This window comes from Sedimentibacter sp. (assembly GCF_038562225.1).
Classification (GTDB): Bacteria; Bacillota; Clostridia; order Tissierellales; family Sedimentibacteraceae; genus Sedimentibacter.
The window spans coordinates 765,769-783,384 of the sequence record NZ_JBCFAS010000002.1; the positions used below are offsets into that span (position 1 = coordinate 765,769).

The 17,616-nt window shown below is 35.5% G+C and carries 19 protein-coding genes; 4 read left to right on the forward strand and 15 right to left on the reverse strand.

Features of this window, described 5'->3' with window-relative positions:
• The first annotated feature begins 245 nt into the window (after window positions 1-245).
• Window positions 246-569 carry a TfoX/Sxy family protein gene (locus AAGU76_RS10015; RefSeq protein WP_342485340.1) on the forward strand — a complete coding sequence of 108 codons (324 nt, stop codon included), beginning with the start codon at window positions 246-248 and terminating at the stop codon, window positions 567-569.
• A 199-nt stretch (window positions 570-768) separates the two neighbouring features.
• On the opposite strand, the gene AAGU76_RS10020 is transcribed toward AAGU76_RS10015, so the two are convergent.
• From AAGU76_RS10020 to AAGU76_RS10045, 6 genes are all read right to left on the reverse strand, one after another.
• A complete protein-coding gene (locus AAGU76_RS10020) occupies window positions 769-2,703 on the reverse strand; it encodes an FAD-dependent oxidoreductase (protein WP_342485341.1) in 1,935 nt (644 codons plus the stop codon).
• 55 nt (window positions 2,704-2,758) lie between these two features.
• Window positions 2,759-3,322, reverse strand: coding sequence for a TetR/AcrR family transcriptional regulator (locus AAGU76_RS10025; protein WP_342485342.1), 564 nt, complete (start codon window positions 3,320-3,322; stop codon window positions 2,759-2,761).
• A gap of 116 nt (window positions 3,323-3,438) precedes the next feature.
• Entirely contained in the window at window positions 3,439-4,191 is a 753-nt protein-coding gene (locus tag AAGU76_RS10030; RefSeq protein WP_342485343.1) for a hypothetical protein, read from the reverse strand.
• Window positions 4,192-4,319: 128 nt separating this feature from the next.
• On the reverse strand, window positions 4,320-4,670 hold the full coding sequence (locus tag AAGU76_RS10035; RefSeq protein ID WP_342485344.1) for a DUF1048 domain-containing protein: 351 nt from the start codon (window positions 4,668-4,670) through the stop codon (window positions 4,320-4,322).
• A 9-nt stretch (window positions 4,671-4,679) separates the two neighbouring features.
• Window positions 4,680-5,027: a DUF1048 domain-containing protein gene (locus AAGU76_RS10040; protein ID WP_342485345.1), complete on the reverse strand. Its 348-nt coding sequence runs from the start codon at window positions 5,025-5,027 to the stop codon at window positions 4,680-4,682.
• Window positions 5,027-5,350 (reverse strand): PadR family transcriptional regulator, encoded by a 324-nt coding sequence (locus AAGU76_RS10045; protein WP_342485346.1) that lies wholly within the window; start codon window positions 5,348-5,350, stop codon window positions 5,027-5,029. The genes AAGU76_RS10040 and AAGU76_RS10045 overlap by 1 nt, the downstream gene beginning before the upstream one ends.
• 357 nt (window positions 5,351-5,707) lie before the next feature.
• Between AAGU76_RS10045 and AAGU76_RS10050 the strand changes: the two genes are divergently transcribed.
• Window positions 5,708-6,337 carry a 4Fe-4S binding protein gene (locus tag AAGU76_RS10050; RefSeq protein ID WP_342485347.1) on the forward strand — a complete coding sequence of 210 codons (630 nt, stop codon included), beginning with the start codon at window positions 5,708-5,710 and terminating at the stop codon, window positions 6,335-6,337.
• A gap of 59 nt (window positions 6,338-6,396) precedes the next feature.
• On the opposite strand, the gene AAGU76_RS10055 is transcribed toward AAGU76_RS10050, so the two are convergent.
• The gene (locus AAGU76_RS10055) at window positions 6,397-6,747 is read right to left on the reverse strand and encodes a DUF2200 domain-containing protein (RefSeq protein WP_342485348.1); all 351 of its coding nucleotides are present in this window, start codon (window positions 6,745-6,747) and stop codon (window positions 6,397-6,399) included.
• Window positions 6,748-7,019: 272 nt separating this feature from the next.
• Here AAGU76_RS10055 and AAGU76_RS10060 point away from each other — a divergent pair, with 272 nt between their 5' ends.
• Complete coding sequence (locus tag AAGU76_RS10060) at window positions 7,020-7,361, forward strand: hypothetical protein (RefSeq protein ID WP_342485349.1); 342 nt, start codon at window positions 7,020-7,022, stop codon at window positions 7,359-7,361.
• 108 nt (window positions 7,362-7,469) lie between these two features.
• Here AAGU76_RS10060 and AAGU76_RS10065 read toward each other — a convergent pair whose 3' ends face one another.
• The 8 genes from AAGU76_RS10065 to AAGU76_RS10100 all read right to left on the reverse strand — a co-directional run bounded on the left by AAGU76_RS10065 (window position 7,470) and on the right by AAGU76_RS10100 (window position 16,332).
• Window positions 7,470-7,883: a hypothetical protein gene (locus AAGU76_RS10065; RefSeq protein ID WP_342485350.1), complete on the reverse strand. Its 414-nt coding sequence runs from the start codon at window positions 7,881-7,883 to the stop codon at window positions 7,470-7,472.
• Between the two features lie 34 nt (window positions 7,884-7,917).
• Entirely contained in the window at window positions 7,918-8,607 is a 690-nt protein-coding gene (locus AAGU76_RS10070; RefSeq protein WP_342485351.1) for a response regulator transcription factor, read from the reverse strand.
• Window positions 8,604-9,929: a HAMP domain-containing sensor histidine kinase gene (locus tag AAGU76_RS10075; RefSeq protein WP_342485352.1), complete on the reverse strand. Its 1,326-nt coding sequence runs from the start codon at window positions 9,927-9,929 to the stop codon at window positions 8,604-8,606. Before AAGU76_RS10075 ends, AAGU76_RS10070 begins: the two co-directional genes overlap by 4 nt.
• 9 nt (window positions 9,930-9,938) lie before the next feature.
• Entirely contained in the window at window positions 9,939-10,682 is a 744-nt protein-coding gene (locus tag AAGU76_RS10080) for an ABC transporter permease subunit (protein WP_342485353.1), read from the reverse strand.
• A complete protein-coding gene (locus AAGU76_RS10085) occupies window positions 10,669-11,394 on the reverse strand; it encodes an ABC transporter ATP-binding protein (protein ID WP_342485354.1) in 726 nt (241 codons plus the stop codon). Before AAGU76_RS10085 ends, AAGU76_RS10080 begins: the two co-directional genes overlap by 14 nt.
• Before the next feature lie 56 nt (window positions 11,395-11,450).
• Window positions 11,451-12,704 carry a hypothetical protein gene (locus AAGU76_RS10090; protein WP_342485355.1) on the reverse strand — a complete coding sequence of 418 codons (1,254 nt, stop codon included), beginning with the start codon at window positions 12,702-12,704 and terminating at the stop codon, window positions 11,451-11,453.
• Between the two features lie 188 nt (window positions 12,705-12,892).
• A complete protein-coding gene (locus AAGU76_RS10095) occupies window positions 12,893-14,860 on the reverse strand; it encodes a translation factor GTPase family protein (protein ID WP_342485356.1) in 1,968 nt (655 codons plus the stop codon).
• A 101-nt stretch (window positions 14,861-14,961) separates the two neighbouring features.
• Window positions 14,962-16,332: an MATE family efflux transporter gene (locus AAGU76_RS10100; RefSeq protein WP_342485357.1), complete on the reverse strand. Its 1,371-nt coding sequence runs from the start codon at window positions 16,330-16,332 to the stop codon at window positions 14,962-14,964.
• 248 nt (window positions 16,333-16,580) lie between these two features.
• Between AAGU76_RS10100 and AAGU76_RS10105 the strand changes: the two genes are divergently transcribed.
• The gene (locus AAGU76_RS10105; protein WP_342485358.1) at window positions 16,581-17,510 is read left to right on the forward strand and encodes an alpha-L-glutamate ligase; all 930 of its coding nucleotides are present in this window, start codon (window positions 16,581-16,583) and stop codon (window positions 17,508-17,510) included.
• Window positions 17,511-17,616: the final 106 nt, after the last annotated feature.

Here is a 17,616-nt window from a genome sequence, read left to right on the forward strand (position 1 = left end):
ATATATTGTACTCTCATGTAACGTGTGTAATCGTTTATTGTTTAAAGAATTTGTTTCATTTTTTATGAAATCAGTTCGACTTATGACTTTGAGGTGTCTTATTATTGTGCTATAATGTTTAAGGAGATGAGATGCACATCAATCGGTTGTGTACATGCGACTTTGAGGAGTATTTAAACAATGACTGGAAAATTCAGGCATTAATATTTATATTGCATTAAAATAATGTTAAAAGGAGCGGTGTTATGGCAACATCAGTTGATTATATTGAATATGTATGTGAGCAAATAAGAGGTGTAGGTTATATACGATATAAAAAGATGTTTGGTGAGTACATGGTTTATATTAACGATAAACCAGTTCTTCTTGTATGTGACAACAATGTATTTGTAAAATGTCTTGATTGCATTTCTGAGTTAATGAAAGATGCCCAAACAGATTATCCTTATAAGGGCGCTAAAGTTCATTACATTTTAGATATCGAAGATACTGATTTATGCCATAAGGTTATAAGGATTTTGGAGAATGTAACCCCTGTTCCAAAACCAAAGAAAAAGCCAACAAAATGATTGATATGGATTTGGATGTTTAAAATGGGTTCATTAAGAATGGTATGTCCGCTTCATCATTTTAAATAAGTCAGTACTATTGAACTATCCGACAACATCTGTGAAACCCAGAGAGTATTAGATATATGACCCCCAATTTTTCTAATAAATAAAATAACCCCGCACTAAATCTAATGCAGAGTTATTTTTCATTTTTACTTTATTTACCTACAAATTTTGATGCTTCTTTTCCAGCTATTCTGCCGCTATTAAAAGCATACATCATACTTGTTCCACAAATATCATAATACGGTTTATGGAACATACTTCCTCCGTCAACACCGGCTACATATAAACCAGTAATTGGTTTAGAATTAGCATCAAGTGCTTGTAAATTTTCATTTACCATAACACCGCCTAAAGTATTAAAAGCACCTGGCAAATATTTCACTGCATAATACGGACCTGTTGATATTTCAGTCAGATAGATATCCTTCTTAAGCAGGTCTTCATCATGTCTTGCATCTACCAGCTCTTTATATCTTGTAACAGTTGAAGTTAAATTATTTAAATCAGTAACTTTAGCTAATTCTTCTATTGAATCGGCCTTCCAAACATATCCTCCCTTTATACCTTCCTCTAATTCATAAGATAGATTGTCCAGTGGATAAGCAGCTCCAGCAAACATTGGCGGAACGCCTGACGTTGAACCAAAGAAACTTAATCTATCCAGTTGTTCTTTTAAGTCTTCACTTCCTTCTTCTGGTAATAACGCCTTAAGCCCGCCTTCAATCATCTTGTCTACAGTTGCCTGATCAAAAATAACATAGTATGGGCTGGTTGAAGATGCTGAAGCTCCACCAACATTTAAAGGTTGTTCCTTAAATAACCCTTCATTAAAGTAACGTGTCCCACTTGCATTTACATGTAATAAACCAGCTACTGAAAGAAGATTTATATTGAACTTAGTTTTTTCAGCAATGCCTGGAGTCATTCCTATTTCTGATACTTCAACGAATAATTCATTAGTAGTGGCAGCGCCTGCTTCAACAGACATTCTAATACCAGCACCGTCACTTACAGATGGCTGCATCATGGCATATTCAGCAGTACCTGTATATTCAACCAACATTTCCTTGTTTGCCAATGCTCCACCTGTTGCTACAATTACTGCATCAGAATGGATTATAACCTCTGTCCCATCTGATTTAACTGCCTTGACCCCAACAACTCTGTCTCCTTCCTTAATTAAACTTTTTCCTTCTGTTTCTAACATTAATGTTCCACCATTGCCTACAAAGTCATCAATCAGTGGTCCAAAACGATCAGGTCCATATGGGTAAATCAAATGATATGTATCATAAACTTCACCCTTCCAAATATTTGGTGTAATTACACTTATGTCAAGTTTAAATTCATCGCTGCTTAACCAATCTATTGTCTCACCTGACAGTTCAATAATTCTTCTGAGAAGCGGTGCATATACAGTTGCATTAGTATAATTCAGCATATGTTCATAGACTTCATCGCTTGTAAATGTTAAACCAGCTTCTTTTTGATAAGAACTTTCCACACCGCCAATACCAGCACCAAAACTTGAAATTCCGCCCGGATAGGAATTTTTTTCAATCATAATTACAGATGCTCCATTACGTGCGGCTTCAACAGCAGCAGTAGTGCCCGAACCCCCTGCACCTACTATTGCAATGTCAGCAGTGTACTCTTCTATCATACCAGCCTTTTTTACCTGTGGTTTTTTAAAATCCTCTGGTTTTCCACCTGCTTGTACAATTGCATCCTCTACAGCCTGTAAAATAGCCTTGCTAGTTATAGTCGCTCCTGATACAGTGTCTACACCTATTGATTGGTTTTCTATAATTGATTTTGGAATTCTGTCAAATGCATTATTAGCTACTCCTTCTGTCTCTTTATTTTCACCAATAACAATTTCATCAATTGATTTTTCTGAAAATGTTACATCTACAGTGAATTTTCCTCCATTGCCATCACCTGTGCCTTTATAAGTTCCTGGAGTAAAAATTGTTGTTTTTCCTTCAGCAACTGCTTCTTTGACAGGGGTACTTGCGCAACCAGCAACGGTTAATAACATTACGGCAACCATCAATAGTGATAAATACCTTTTAAAACACTTCATAAATATCTCTCCCTTCTCTCAGTCGGACGTCCGTCCGACAATGCACAAAAAAAATTTACTTTCCACTTACCATAGACCATACCATTTCTGCGGCACTTTCTACAAAAGCCTCATTTTGGAAGTAATCAGGATATAAAATTAGATACTTAGATAATGTTGTAATTACAACCCCTATAAGATGATTTATTACTTCATTGGGCATTTTTTCTCTTTTATACTCAAGAAATTTTTCTTTGAATAAATCATTTTCCAAAATCCCAAAAGGAAATAATTCAAAAACATTCTTATCATAAAAATGCATATGAATGTATAAATCGAGGTATTCTAATTCACCCGGTCTTTCCATAGGCCATTGGAAACTGCTGCGTACTAAATGCTTTATTATTTGCTCCGGTGTTTGTGTAAAATCAATATTTGATGTTGTATAATCTAAAGCATTAGATTTAACATAATTGAAGCATTCATTGACTAAATCCTCTTTTGCCGGAAAATAATAATATAATGTACCCTTTGATATTCCTGCAGCTTTTGCAATGGAAGAAATAGAAGCTTTCGTAATACCATCAAGATTAAAAATCTTTATGGAACTTGTAATTATCTTTTCAACTGTCTCATTCATTTTATTGTCCTTTCTGTCTATGAGATATTTTAACAATAATTTCACTAGTTTGTCAATAAACAAATTAATTCAAGGCAATGAGGAATAGCCTTCTGGAGCCATCCCTCATATTTGCACTATGGCTTTATAGCTTCTTTTAAACCTTCTTTAGTAAGTTCATAATACTTTGGAGCATTCGGCTGATCCACAAAGTAGACTTCGAAGGTTTTATCATCTTGATTATATAAAACCGTTACGGCATTCAATGCTTCATTTAAGTTTGCTGCTGATAATTTATCATCATTATACTTGTAGATATCTATGTCTGTTGTAACACCGCCAGAAACTACTGATACTATATCTTGAATACCATCATCATCCAAATCATCTTCAAATGTATGTCCTTCAGAATGCAAAAATAATCGTGGAACCTGTTTTTCTATATAATAGTAATTGGAGGGTGAATAATTTGCACCAAGTATGCCTTGAATTTTAACTAATTGTTTTCCGAATAAGTCTATTTCCTGCAATGAAAACAATTCGGAATAATTCGTCTGTTCCAGGATAGACACTGTTTGAAAATCATATATCTTGTTGTTGGTAAGTACACCGCTATGCAGGTTATCTTTATCATCTTCATTAATGAAAATGATATAATCAGCATCATTTACAGAATACCGTTCTATAATTTCAACAACTTTGCTTTCAACAATTTCGGTTATATTGTTATTTAAAATATAGTCTTTAAATTGTAAAGATACTATATTTTTTTCTTCTGTCAAAGACTGATTTGGAATTTCTTCGATTTTGGAATTCTGCCCACAGGCTGTGAAACTAAGCAAAATTCCAATCATAAGTGTTGCAGTTCTAAGTTTTTTTCTTGTTTTCATGATTTTTTCCTTCACTGACTTTTTGTGATTTACAGCAATAGGGAACTTCATTTTTCTCTTGATATTTAATTGTGTGCTTTCACATTAGTTTTTAGCCAAATGTTATCACTCATCCTATATTTTCCATTTCAATATTTCTTCTCAGATTTGCATTTTATAGCTTCACTGACTTTTTGTTCAACAGGTCCCCAATAGATGTCAGCATAGGTTTTTGAGTCTTTGATTAAATCGTCGCAGAAAGCTGCTACATCACTGCCCGTCACTTCCAGAACTCCTTTTCCCATGGACGCGCCTTCTTCAAAAAGATCGACAATCCCCGACAGCAAACCTATACCTTCGGAAAGCTCAACAGGACCGATCTTGTAGAAATATTTTTGCATTTCATTATAAACAATCTGATAATCTTTGGGGAGGGCCTTGACACGCGCAACGTGAGCCTTCCACTCTTTTTTGCTTTCTATGATATCCTGAAATCTCATTTTTCCCTCCTATTTACCTAATTTTTTAGCGACATTACTGTTAAGCTGCTGGCGCCACTTGTCGCGATAAGACTTTGCTTCTTCTTCGCCGACCAGAGCTGAACAGAATCCTTTAATGTCATCTCCCAAAACCTCTTCTATATCCTGACCGTCTGCCGCAGATTCTTCCAGCAGACCAAGCACTCCTTCTATAATCGGCATGATGTTGCGACCGGTGAAATCCGATTGTTCCCAAAGATTTACATTGATTTTTTCCCATGCCGCCTGATAATCAGCCGGTAGCTTCTTAGCTCGCACTTCAAAACTTTTAAATTCTTTAGTCATGTCACCGCCTGTTATTTTTTCCAGAAAATTCATTATAACTCCTCCTTCAATTCTCTGATTTTTGACGATACAAACTCCCACTTTTCCCAGAACTTATCTTTTTCCTTGCGTCCTGCGTCGTTGAGAACGTAAAACTTGCGCGGCGGCCCCATATCAGACGGTTTTTTTTCAATATCCACAAGTTTATTTTTCTCAAGCCGCACTAAAATTGTGTAGACCGTTCCATCAACAACATCTGTGAAACCCAGAGCATTCAGCCGCCGGGTGATCTCGTAGCCGTATGTTTCTCCGCGGCTTATAATTTCAAGCACACATCCCTCAAGCACACCTTTAAGCATTTCCGTTAGGTTTTCCATTTTAATTCCTCCTAGCTATTCTGTATAACCGATATTCAGTATTACTTACTACCGGTATATAGTAACACTGAATAGCGTGCTTGTCAAGAGGTATTTTTTAGCCAAAATATTCAATTGCATTGTCAAGTACGATTCGAATTATATATATAGAAAAGTGAAATTCCAGGAAACACTTATTTCTAGGCTTAAGTTAGCATGTCATGGTAATAGTCAGCTTCTTCGTCATTTTTAATATAAAATTATTTTTCATTTTCAATTGACAAATATAAAAATAAGTTATATTATGGTTACACCCCCCAGGAGGGGGGCGAGTGCGTAAAATAGCTTTAAAATTTTGTATCATCATGGAGGATTTTTATGTTAAGCAAAGCAAGATTAACGTCTCAGTTACTATTTCTTTTCATTTTCATAACACTTATGGTTATAGGAAAGGCACAAATATGGATGGCATTGATATTTGCTTCCGTGTTTCTAGCAACGTTTTTGGGTAGATTTTACTGCGGTTGGATGTGCCCTATGAATACTTTGATGCGTCCGACAAAATTCCTTTCAAAGAAGTTCGGATTTACAAAAAAGGATGTGCCTGAAGTTTTCAAAAGCAGGAAACCAAAATATATTGCCTTCGGTTTATTTCTAATCGGATTGTTCTATACAATCTACACTATCACGCAAGGGAAAAAATTCCCCCTTCCATTGATAATTATTCCAATAGCCCTGGTGGCTACATTTTTCATCAATGAGACAACTTGGCATACCTACCTTTGTCCATGGGGAACTTTATTCAGCTTTACATCAAGATTCAGCAGATTCAGAATTAAATCTGACAATTGCATCGGATGTTCAGCATGCAGTAAAAACTGCCCTGCAGATGCTCTGACTGTAGATAAAAACAGCGGAACTGTCAGTGATCCCAAGACCTGTCTGGTATGCTTCGAATGTGTCCCGAAGTGCCCGACCAAAAGCTTGAACTACACCAGCAAAAAATAGGACATCGGGGACGGTCCACTGTCAATTTTACATTGTCAAAGAGAACCGTCCCCGATGGTTTACTTTCTTAATATCTTCTCCATCGCCTTTCCTTTAGCCAGCTCATCTATGAGCTTATCCAGGTAACGAATTTCCCGCATGGTTGGTTCTTCGATTTCTTCCACCCTGACACCGCAGACAACGCCTTTGATCAGCGCCCTCGAAGGATTCAGCTGTGGGGCGTCTGCAAAAAAGGTCTCAAAGTCTGTCTGTTTTTCCAGCTGTGATTCTAACTCTTCCTGTGTATATCCTGTAAGCCAGCGGATTATTTCGTCGACTTCTGATTTTGTACGTCCTTTTTTCTCAGCCTTTGCAACATAAAACGGATAAACACTTGCTACACTCATGGTATAAATATTATGTTTGCTCATATTTCCTCCTTGTCATTGGGGACGGTTCTCACTGTCCACTTGATAGAATTGTACCCGACGGTATCTTAAATATTACATTACCTAATTATACCACCCAGTTGTTAACAACTCTATTATTAATTAATGCTATAACCAATTTTACATAACAGACTTCACTTATGACTATGAGTTCTAAATGGTTTACAAAAGTATTACGAAAAATCTGAACTCTATTATGACTGTTTCATATAATAAATAATGAAAGACTTTATATTAGAAATGAGGTGTAGTATATGGAACTTGATGAATTTGCTGCTAATTATCCTGAATTGTATGCAATGTTAGATGAAGATATAAGCCATTATATATCAGAAAACAATATGACCGGTGAGGAATCTCTTCGCACTTGGGACAATATGGTTGATAATATTTTAAATAATTATGAGCGGCAGAATTATTTCGGATACAATATGGAGGATGTCATGTCTCAACAAATACCCTATGATGCCTTTATGCGCAGGGATTGGGACTTCAGATTCCGCCGCCGTCGCCGTTTTCGTGACTTTAATATAAGAGATATCATCAGGCTTTTATTTTTAAGGCAATTATTTGACAGAAGACGCCGTTTTTATTAAATAAAAGATAATAACAAAAGACCATCTTTCTGTTACATGTAGTTGTTTGAACACTGTATACAGTAGGGTGGTCTTTTGTTAATTTGCTGATAGCGCTTTGGCATTTCATTAAGTGCTGCAATTGCTGTAATTAATTTGCTCCTTGAGCTCTCTTCTGCCGCAGACAAGCTCTCTGACTAGCTCTTCATAAGTACAGTCAAATCCGTGCATGTTATCTGAAATCTGATAGCCCAGCACGTCTTTCCAGATTACAACAGCCCTGCTTAAAGGCTTCAGCCTTAACAAAGCCCTCTGTATCCCTGTTACATCATCACTACTTTGTGATTTCGGCATCTTAAGAAATATTCTTATCAATTCTAAAACAGTCAATTGCAGCATTATTGCTGTAACCTTATTATCTCCACTCAGTTGCTCTGCAGTATTGGTTATGGCCAGTTCTGCTATTTCTCCGGCCATTTTTTCTTCTCCGGTCAGCATATAAGCAACGGTATATACCTTTTTAAAATATACTTCAATATCCATTACGCACCTGCCTATACTATTTGAAAATGCTTATTTATATTTTAAATCTATATCCTGCACCCCATACGGTTTCAATGTATTGCCGCCTTTCGGGATTTGTCTCAATCTTTTCTCTTATTCTTGCAATATGTACGGTTATGGTAGATGCATCTGAAAAAGAGTCGTACCCCCAGACCCTTTCAAAAAGCTCTTCCTTATCAAAAACCCTGTTGGGATTTTCTGCCATAAACAACAGCAGATCAAACTCCTTCTGGGTTAAGACGACTTCATTGTCATCCAAAAAAACTCTGCGGTCCTGCTTGTCTATAGACAATGCTCCGACTACTATCATCTTCTTTTTTGAACCGTGTACCTGCTTAAGCTTTTCATATGTTTTTATGTGACTGTTAACCCGAGCTACCAGTTCCCCCATACCAAATGGCTTCGTTATGTAATCATCGGCTCCCAGGTTAAGACCTTTTATCTTGAATGTTTCATCAGATTTCGCTGACACGATAAGTACGGGTATTTGTTTTGAATCGGATATCTCCCTTAATATTTCGAAGCCATGCTTTTGAGGAAGCATTAAATCCAGGATAATTAAGTCAAAGCTTTCATTCTTAATCTTTTCAAGACCGGAACTGCCGTCAAAAGCGCATGCCACCTCATACCCGCTCATTTCCAGATAGTCCTTCTGAAGCTCAGATATACTCATATCATCTTCAATAATTAAAATCTTTTTCATATTATCACTCCCTCGTCTCTAACCTTTTTTAACGAAATAATAATCGAGGCTCCATGACCGATTTCACTGACTGCCCAAATTCGTCCGCCCAGTCCTTCAACAATCTGCTTTGCTATGGCAAGGCCCAAACCGCTTGAGCCCTTGATTTCTCTGGCAGTGTCAGCTCTGTAAAATCTATCGAAAATATGCGGCAGATCACGTTCGCTGATTCCTTTCCCATTATCCTTGAACTCTATGATAACTGAGGAATTAGTTTCTCTTAATATGACTTTTAGCTGACCCTCATGTTTATCAATGTTTCTTTTAGCATTGTCCATGATGTTCTGAACGACACGCTTAAATTTCGCACCATCCATAATGACAAAACAAGAGGCTGGAAGGTTGTTCTCAAAAATTATCCGTTTGTTTTCGCGGGTAAATTCTTCTGAACATTCTTCAATACAGCTGTCCATGTATTTTATGATATCTACCTTGTCCCTTTCGAATGTCATTTGGTTCAAATCCAGCTTTGAATACAGCAATAAATCCTCAATCATCGTATTTATCATCTTCGTCTTTTCAATGGCATTTGACAGATAATATTTTTTCTTTTCATCGGTATCCGCTACACCGTCAAGAACTCCGTCTATGTATCCCCTTATGGATGTTACCGGTGTTTTAAGGTCATGAGATATGCTGGATATTAAAAATTTTCTGTTTTCATCAACTCTTTGCTGATAATATATTGAATTCTTAAGCTGAAGACGCAACTGTTCAATAGCAACTCCAAGCTCTCTCACTTCCCCATAACCCTTTTCTGTGATTGCTGTCTCAAGCTCACCGATTCTCAGCTTCTCCGTTTCCTTTTTCAAATCAGTAATTGGAATTATTATGTTTTTAAGGTTTTGTTTTTGAACAATTATGCTTGCTATAACAAAGATTATTAAAAACGAAATAATAACAAAGGTAATAAAGGATCTATAATAATCACCAACACATATAACTTCATTAAGTGTTATTATTCTATAATTAACTCCATCTTGCATTATAAAGTTCTCTTCGCTTATGCTGTATCTTTTATTCTCATATTCATAATAATCATTATCAACACTTAGATTCATTAACACTTCTTTAATCTGCAGCATAGTAAAATCTTCGCTGTTATATACAATATTATCATCCTCAATTACTACAACAGCCATTTGACCCACACCACTTGATGCATGAGATTCATTTAATATGTTATAAAAATAGTCATAGGCAAATCCAAAGCAGCCTGTAATAACAATTGTGCCTATTAGAATTAATATGCTTTGTGTTAAAAATCTTTGTTTTAAATTCATAATATCATCCTAAATATCTTTTTTTTCAAACAAATAATAACCTGCTGCAAATAACATTATACCGTAGCCCAGCAAAATAAGAAATATTCTGAAAATCTTGCCAACATTAATATAGCTTCCTAAAATTAGCTTGTACCAGTCAAAAGAAGATGTAAATAAAAAACTCTTAATTTGAGGGAAAGCCACACTTAATCCAACAAACACCAGAAACACAAAAATGGAAAACATAAAGGCGCTTGTTGTACCCCTCGAAAAATTTGAAATCAAAACAACTGTCAATGCAAAGATAAAAATCGGCAAGAATGCCATTATGTAAGATATTATTATTCTTAAAGGATTTGAAATCCCTCCATTTAGAAATAATGAAAATAAAAAAGAAAAAATAGCAACTACAATAAGATTGCTGGCTATAAATGTAGCAATAGCAAGAATTTTACCCAAAAATACATTAAGCCTTGAAGCAGGACCTGTGAGGGTAAATTTAATGGTATGATCAGCAAATTCACCTGCAAACATATCTATACAAATAAATGCAGTAAAAAGCGGGAAAAGTGAGTAGCTTAAAATTGTCAAAACCATAACCGAAAATTCTGAACTACCTGTTACACTTACTCCTGCAAAGTTATTCAAGGAATATACCACAATTGCTGCAACAATAACAGACAGCAACAAGAATATCAATGATGTACAGATTTTTTTCTTTTTTGAGATTTTAAACATTTCATTTATATAGACTGCTTTAATAATTTGCATTTAAATCTACCTCGCTTAAATAATAGTTTTCCAAGGAAGAATAGTTTTTTAGAATATTACTGGTCTTTTCAACACTTATGAGTTTCCCCCCATATAAAATTCCAACTTTATCACATGTAAGCTCTATGTCGTGAATTAAATGGCTGGAAATAAAAAATGTTGTTTTATTCTTTTTTGACAAGTTAATTATTAATTCCCTCATTTCAACCATTCCTTCAACATCCAGACCATTAAAAGGTTCATCCAAAATTATAATTTTAGGTTTGGACAAAATTGCCATGGCTATACCAAGTCTTTGTTTCATTCCAAGGGAATAATTCTTTATTTTTTCATTTTTATATTTAATAAGTCCGGTGATTTCAAGGCACTCATCAATTCGCGTTCCATTAACTTCATTATGAAATCTGCCGCATAATTCCATGTTTTCATAAGCAGACAAATAAGAAAATGGAGTTACATTTTCTACAATGCATCCAATGTCCTTCATAGCATTTTCATAGTCATCAGAAATGCTGTAACCGTTTATTTTAACATCGCCCTTATCAGCTTTCATAAGGCCGACCATAATCTTCATGGTAGTGGTTTTTCCTGCTCCGTTAGGTCCTAAAAATCCGAAAATTTCTCCTCGTTCAATTTCTAAATTAAGGCTCTGTATGCCGCGATTGTTTTTATATATCTTTGACAAGTCTTCAATTACGATTGCTTTATCCAATATTTCTCCTCCTTTAAAGCTTTACGGTGCAAAAGCCAAGGCTTCTGCACCTTGGCTTACTCAAATATCCTTACAAAGTTACTGTCAAATTCATCATCATAATTTGAATATGAATACCCACCGTTTTCTTCATCTATTTCAACATCAAATGATACGTTAATGTTTTGTTGTCCGTTTTGATGGATAATTCCGGTTTTCTTTTCACCATTTTCATCTAAATAATGCAGCTTTGTAAAATAGATAGATTCATCATAATTGGAATAAAAGTCAAAGTTTCTGATATTTTCAGCTTTATACCCCTCATTATACACTTCATAATATTTGCCTTTTATATTGCCATCTTCAACAGAAGTGATTTCTATGAATCTTTCTCCAACCTTTTCAAAGGAGCTGCCTTTTATTTTCACAATATCATTTTTGTATTTGCCGATAAACTTGCTGTCAAATTGATAGCCTTCCTTGCTGTATGTAACATTCTGACCGTCCAAATCAGGAGCTGCAACAACTGTGCTGTTAATATCCTTTATGTCAATTGAAAAATCCAGCGAGTATATGTATTCAATGCCTTCGTTATCCTTTGCAGATATACTTGCAGTAAAAATACCGCTTTCTATAATGCCATCTTCATTTTCAACTGCTTTCCCAGAAGCATTTACCAGGTATATGTTTGATTTAGGACTTGGAATGTTCAGTCTCTTGGCATTCCACTCATCAAGAATTGCATACTTGAAGGCAAATGATGATATGGCATTTGCAAGGGGAGGAATTTGCGTGTCTGATAAATTTCCAATATACATTTTCTTTCCGCCTGATTCTTCCAATTGGATTATATCCTGTAAGTTTCCTACAAATGCATCAAGAATCTTTTCAGCATCCTTGACCTGTTCTTCTTCAAAAGGATTTTCAACTATTTTGCTGTCAGCGTTATTTTTTCGTTTTTCAACTACAGTATATGAATCGGTCTCAGTGTTTTTGTATATGCTTTGATTTCCGTCATTGTACCTGTAGCTTTCAGTTATTTCACCTTTATTTAAAGTTCTTTCATTCATTTCTTCGGCCTGATTTTTAACATCAACTTTTATGGTGTTGATTGTTTCTGATATAACCTTATCATCAACCTTCACAGAAACAATCATATCAGCAGTGAAGTTATCAACTTCACCGGTCAGCTTTGTCATTGTAGTCTTCACAGAATCTTTCAAGCTGTTAAATCCCGAGCCAAGCACGGTATCTGCAAATGCCGTCACTGTTAAAATGGCAGCCCCAAGTACAAATGCGCATGCCGCAGCTGTTTTTTTGCTATATTTCATATATTCTTAAACCTCCTGCTAATCATTTACTACCATAGCTTAAGCATCTTTGTAGTACAATTATATAATACATTACAGTCCTTGAATAACTATAAACCAGTTATTAACAATTTATTAAATCTTTTGCTTGCCGGCACTTCCATCCACATAGAAGCGCTATATCAAGTTATTTTTATCATAAGATACATTTAATCAATTGTATGCATGTACTTTTCTGCCTCATACCAGGGTACGGTAAAAGAAGTTCCTTTTGCACAAAATACAGATGTTGAAGTATTTTCCACATCTCTTTCTTTGTCATATGCCATTCTTAAAATCACATCATTTGCATTTTCATACACATCGTATCCATCATACATTAGACTTATGCTTCCGGTTCCCTTAGTAAAAGAAATCAGTTCAACGCTGTAATCCATAAAGGATTCCACAGGACCTCTGCCTTTTATATAAACATTTCCACAATTAAGAACAGGTGCTTCACAAATGCCCCTTAATTTTTGTATATCAGACATTATTCTTCCCATATATGTTTCTTCTGCATAAATTTCAAAGCTGTAAAACGGCTCCAACAAAATGGACTCTGCGTTTTCCAGCCCTTGCCTGATTGCTCTGTATGCAGCTTCTCTGAAATCACCGCCTACAGTATGTTTTATATGAGCACGGCCGTCCTTTAAAATAACCTTTATATCTGTAATTGGAGATCCGGTTAAAATACCCTTATGGGCTTTTTCAAACACATGATTTTCTATAGTATTTTGATAATTTAATATTAAATTGTCAACATGGCACTGACTCTCATATGTAATGCCGCTTCCGCGAGCAGTCGGTTCTAATGTTAGCTTAACTTCTGCATAATGGCGGAGCGGTTCAAAGTGACCGTAACCCGTTACTGCTGATTTAATTGTTTCCTTGTATTCAACCTGTGGTTTTTCAAAGCTAACTGATATTCCGAATCTGGATTTTATAACCTGTCCTAATATCTCCAGTTGAATTTTACCCATTACGCTGATTAAAATATTCTCTGTTTCTTTTATGAAAGCAACCGATAACATAGGATCTTCTGATTCTAATATGCGCAGCTTTTCCATCAATATTGTAACATCAGTATTATCTGAAATGTTTACTTTTGACTTCAGAGCAGCGGTTAAGTGAAAATTACTGACTCCATCTATTGTTGTTTCGCCTGATACTATCACTGTGCCGCATATTGGCGATTTTAGACCTACAACAGCAAATACATCTCCAGCTAGTATTTCATTTTTATTTTCAAACTTTTTACCGTTATATACTCTTATTTCATTTACTTTTTCTGAGGTTGAAGCTTCACCTTTTATAAATGTAAATTCATCCTTTATTCGCAGCTTCCCTGACAATGCTTTTATAAATGTGAGCCGCATTCCCTTTTCATCGTGACGTATTTTATAAACTTTTCCTACAAAATGATTGTCTTCCTTTTCCTCATATTCTGTTTTAGAAAGGCTTGCAAATATCTCTAAAAAATTATCTATTCCAATTCCTTTTAACGCTGAACCTGTCATTAAAGGAAAGCAAAGTCTCTTTTTAATTAAATTGATAACAGTCTCTAATAATTCCTTTGTACTATATTCATCCTGTAAAAAAGATTCTAAAAAATCTTCGTCTCTGTCTGCTGCAAATTCAGCTGTTTGTTGATTAATTATATCATCGGCTGAATTTAAATATAGTATGTCACCAGTAAGCTTATTTTTAACATCATCTGTAATTGCTTGTAAATTAAAACTTTCTATGTCACATTTATTAATAAAAATAAAAACAGGAATATTGTATGAGCTCAACAGCTTAAATAATGTTGTTGTGTGAGCCTGTACCCCTGAGCTTCCGCTTATGATTAAAATGGCATAATCAAGAGCAGACATGGACCGCTCAGTTTCTGCGGAGAAATCCATATGCCCGGGAGTATCAATTATATAGTAGGTATCATTGTTGTATTGAAAAATACCTTGATCGGCAAAAATTGTAATTCCTCTGTTTTGTTCTATTTCATTAGTATCCATGCTTGAAGTTTTATGATCAACTCTTCCAAGATTTCTTATACTGCCTGTATTATAGAGAAGCTGTTCAGTGAAGGTAGTCTTTCCTGCATCCACATGAGCAAAAATTCCAATTGTTTTTTTCATGATAACTCCATATATATTTTTTTCACACACGATTTTCAATGTTTCTTAACAGTTGCCACAGAGAACCGTCCCCTATGACCCTATGAACAGACAGCTCTATATTAACAATTTTCAACTGCACTTATTGTCTTTCTCTTCCATCCATGAGTTTTATATACCCATAGCCCATATAGGCATATTATGAAGTTGCTGAAGCTCATTGAAAACCAAATGCCGGATGGTCCAAAATCATTAAAATTCTTAAATATCAAAATCATCGGCAGCCTGACAAACCACAATCTTCCTACCTCCATGGCCATGGAATATTTTGTATTTCCCGAGCCTTGGAATATTCCCTGAAAAACGCTGAACATCCCCATCAATGGCATTGAAAAGGCAACATACTTCATGTAAGTTATACTTTGAATAATTACTTCCGGCTCATCCTTGGATTGAATAAAAAAATTCACTATTGGTTTGTTGAAAACAAATATTAATACTCCGCCGATAATACCAATAAATAAGGCAATTTTTGAGGCTTTTATAAAACTTTCTGTGGCTCTGTGAAGCTGATTAGATCCCAGATTCTGACCTACAACTGCTGTCAGAGCTGCTCCAACTCCCATTGCAGGCTGCATTACAAGACTAGTTACTCTGTTAACCATACCAAAAGCAGCCATTGTAGCAGTTCCATAGGATACAATAAAGCCATTTAAGAACATAAATCCAATGGAGGCGCCTATTTGCCCAATAGAAGCCGGCAGTCCGACTCTCACAATTTCCTTGAGTATTTTTTTATTAAATTTAAATCCTTTGAAATCCGGTTTTAAATCATAATCTTCATTAAAGATAAATTTAATACCAAACAGCGCCAATACAACCCTTGATAGCACCGTTGCCCATGCTGCTCCTGCTATACCCATATTAAATGTAAATATAAACACCGGATCCAATACAACATTTATAAAAGCAGATATGGCACTTAATATTGTCGGGGTTACCGTGTTTCCCTGTGCATTCATTATTGAATTTATATTGAAATATAAAAACATAAACGGCAAATCAAAAAATGATATTCTAAGGTAAGTATTTGCCAAATCAGCAAAATTACCTTCTCCACCCATAAGCTTAACTATATATGGGCTTGTAACAACACCAACTATCATAAATACAATTGATAACAAAAATGATGATACCATTAGTTGAGCCGTATATTCTCTGGCTTCTTTATATTTACCTGCCCCCAGCAACTGGGAAAGAAGTGATGTTCCTGCTACCGACAGTCCAATTCCCAATGCAACAAATAGAAAATTTATGGGCCAAACAAAAGAGGTTGCTGCAAAGTGAACAGAAGAAATCTTACTGACCCAAATTCCATCTACCAAATTATATAATGTTTGTATTATACTATTTATCATAATGGGGATAGATAAGGTTAACAATACCTTGTACATATCACCATTTTGTATTAATTCTGATTTATCCCGCTTCACTGTAGTCACCCCTCGTATTCATTAAGAACCCAAGAATATTATATCAAATGGATTGAAGATGTACAGCGCGAAAAGCATAATATCATCATTTATTCCGTTTATACCATTGACCTAACCAAAAATTATACTCTTGTGTTTTAAGAATCTGTCAATTATAATAATTCATACAGATTCGATAGAAAAACTTCTTAAAGAAGCGATATAAACCAAAAGCTTAATGATCTAAATAATTAGAAAGGATAATTAAAATGAAAAAAATATATGTTATTCATGAAAATGATGAATGGGTAGTGCCTCTCAGAAAGGAATTCGAAAAATTAAACCTCCCTTATGAGGAGTGGTTCCTGAATAAAGGAATGCTGGACTTAACACAAACACCGCCGGAGGGAGTTTTCTATAACAGAATGAGCGCATCCTCTCACACAAGAGACCACAGATATGCGGCAGAATATACGGCAGCTGTGCTTTCCTGGCTTGAAGGTCACGGCAGAAGAGTTGTAAACAACAGCAACGCGCTGAGGCTTGAAATCAGCAAGGTAGCTCAATATGTTTCCTTAAACGCCTTTGGCATTAGTACGCCTAAAACAATTGCAGCTGTAGGAAAAGAGGAAATAATTAAAGCCGCTAAGGAATTTCAGGGAGATTTCATTACAAAGCATAACAGGGCCGGAAAAGGACTTGGTGTACAAAAATTTGCAAATATTGAAGCTCTTGAAAAATATGTCTATGGTACTGACTTTGAAGAGCCAGTTGATGGAATAACCTTGATTCAGCAGTACATTGATTCCCCTGCTCCATTCATAGTCAGAAACGAATTCATCGGCGGAAAATACTATTACTCAGTACAGGTAAACACTTCTGAAGGCTTCCAGCTGTGTCCTGCTGATGCCTGCCAGATTGGAGATGCCTTCTGCCCTGTGGGAGAAAGCGAAACTTCGAAGTTTACTGTACTTGAAAACTTTGAAAATCCTATTTTAGAAAAATATGAAAAATTCCTTGCTGCAAACGGAATTGAGATTGCAGGCATAGAAATGATAACTGACAGAGAAGGCCAAATCTATACCTATGATGTAAATACCAACACTAATTATAATTCCGAAGCTGAAAACAAAGCCGGAGTTTCCGGAATGGGTGCCATTGCCAGATTTTTAGGCGAGGAACTGGCAAAATTAGTCTAAATAACATGAGAAAAAATGCTTTCTTATAATATTTGAAAGCATCTTCTTTTTACAATTGTTGGACAGTGGGAACTATTCTCACTGTCCATTTTTTATAACTATAATT

Excerpts from the sequence above, each read along its gene's own strand:
- AAGU76_RS10015 (WP_342485340.1), top strand. The coding sequence starts at position 246 with ATGGCAACATCAGTTGATTATATTGAATATGTATGTGAGCAAATAAGA.
- AAGU76_RS10020 (WP_342485341.1), bottom strand. The coding sequence starts at position 2,703 with ATGAAGTGTTTTAAAAGGTATTTATCACTATTGATGGTTGCCGTAATG.
- AAGU76_RS10025 (WP_342485342.1), bottom strand. The coding sequence starts at position 3,322 with ATGAATGAGACAGTTGAAAAGATAATTACAAGTTCCATAAAGATTTTT.
- AAGU76_RS10030 (WP_342485343.1), bottom strand. The coding sequence starts at position 4,191 with ATGAAAACAAGAAAAAAACTTAGAACTGCAACACTTATGATTGGAATT.
- AAGU76_RS10035 (WP_342485344.1), bottom strand. The coding sequence starts at position 4,670 with ATGAGATTTCAGGATATCATAGAAAGCAAAAAAGAGTGGAAGGCTCAC.
- AAGU76_RS10040 (WP_342485345.1), bottom strand. The coding sequence starts at position 5,027 with ATGAATTTTCTGGAAAAAATAACAGGCGGTGACATGACTAAAGAATTT.
- AAGU76_RS10045 (WP_342485346.1), bottom strand. The coding sequence starts at position 5,350 with ATGGAAAACCTAACGGAAATGCTTAAAGGTGTGCTTGAGGGATGTGTG.
- AAGU76_RS10050 (WP_342485347.1), top strand. The coding sequence starts at position 5,708 with ATGTTAAGCAAAGCAAGATTAACGTCTCAGTTACTATTTCTTTTCATT.
- AAGU76_RS10055 (WP_342485348.1), bottom strand. The coding sequence starts at position 6,747 with ATGAGCAAACATAATATTTATACCATGAGTGTAGCAAGTGTTTATCCG.
- AAGU76_RS10060 (WP_342485349.1), top strand. The coding sequence starts at position 7,020 with ATGGAACTTGATGAATTTGCTGCTAATTATCCTGAATTGTATGCAATG.
- AAGU76_RS10065 (WP_342485350.1), bottom strand. The coding sequence starts at position 7,883 with ATGGATATTGAAGTATATTTTAAAAAGGTATATACCGTTGCTTATATG.
- AAGU76_RS10070 (WP_342485351.1), bottom strand. The coding sequence starts at position 8,607 with ATGAAAAAGATTTTAATTATTGAAGATGATATGAGTATATCTGAGCTT.
- AAGU76_RS10075 (WP_342485352.1), bottom strand. The coding sequence starts at position 9,929 with ATGAATTTAAAACAAAGATTTTTAACACAAAGCATATTAATTCTAATA.
- AAGU76_RS10080 (WP_342485353.1), bottom strand. The coding sequence starts at position 10,682 with ATGCAAATTATTAAAGCAGTCTATATAAATGAAATGTTTAAAATCTCA.
- AAGU76_RS10090 (WP_342485355.1), bottom strand. The coding sequence starts at position 12,704 with ATGAAATATAGCAAAAAAACAGCTGCGGCATGCGCATTTGTACTTGGG.
- AAGU76_RS10095 (WP_342485356.1), bottom strand. The coding sequence starts at position 14,860 with ATGAAAAAAACAATTGGAATTTTTGCTCATGTGGATGCAGGAAAGACT.
- AAGU76_RS10105 (WP_342485358.1), top strand. The coding sequence starts at position 16,581 with ATGAAAAAAATATATGTTATTCATGAAAATGATGAATGGGTAGTGCCT.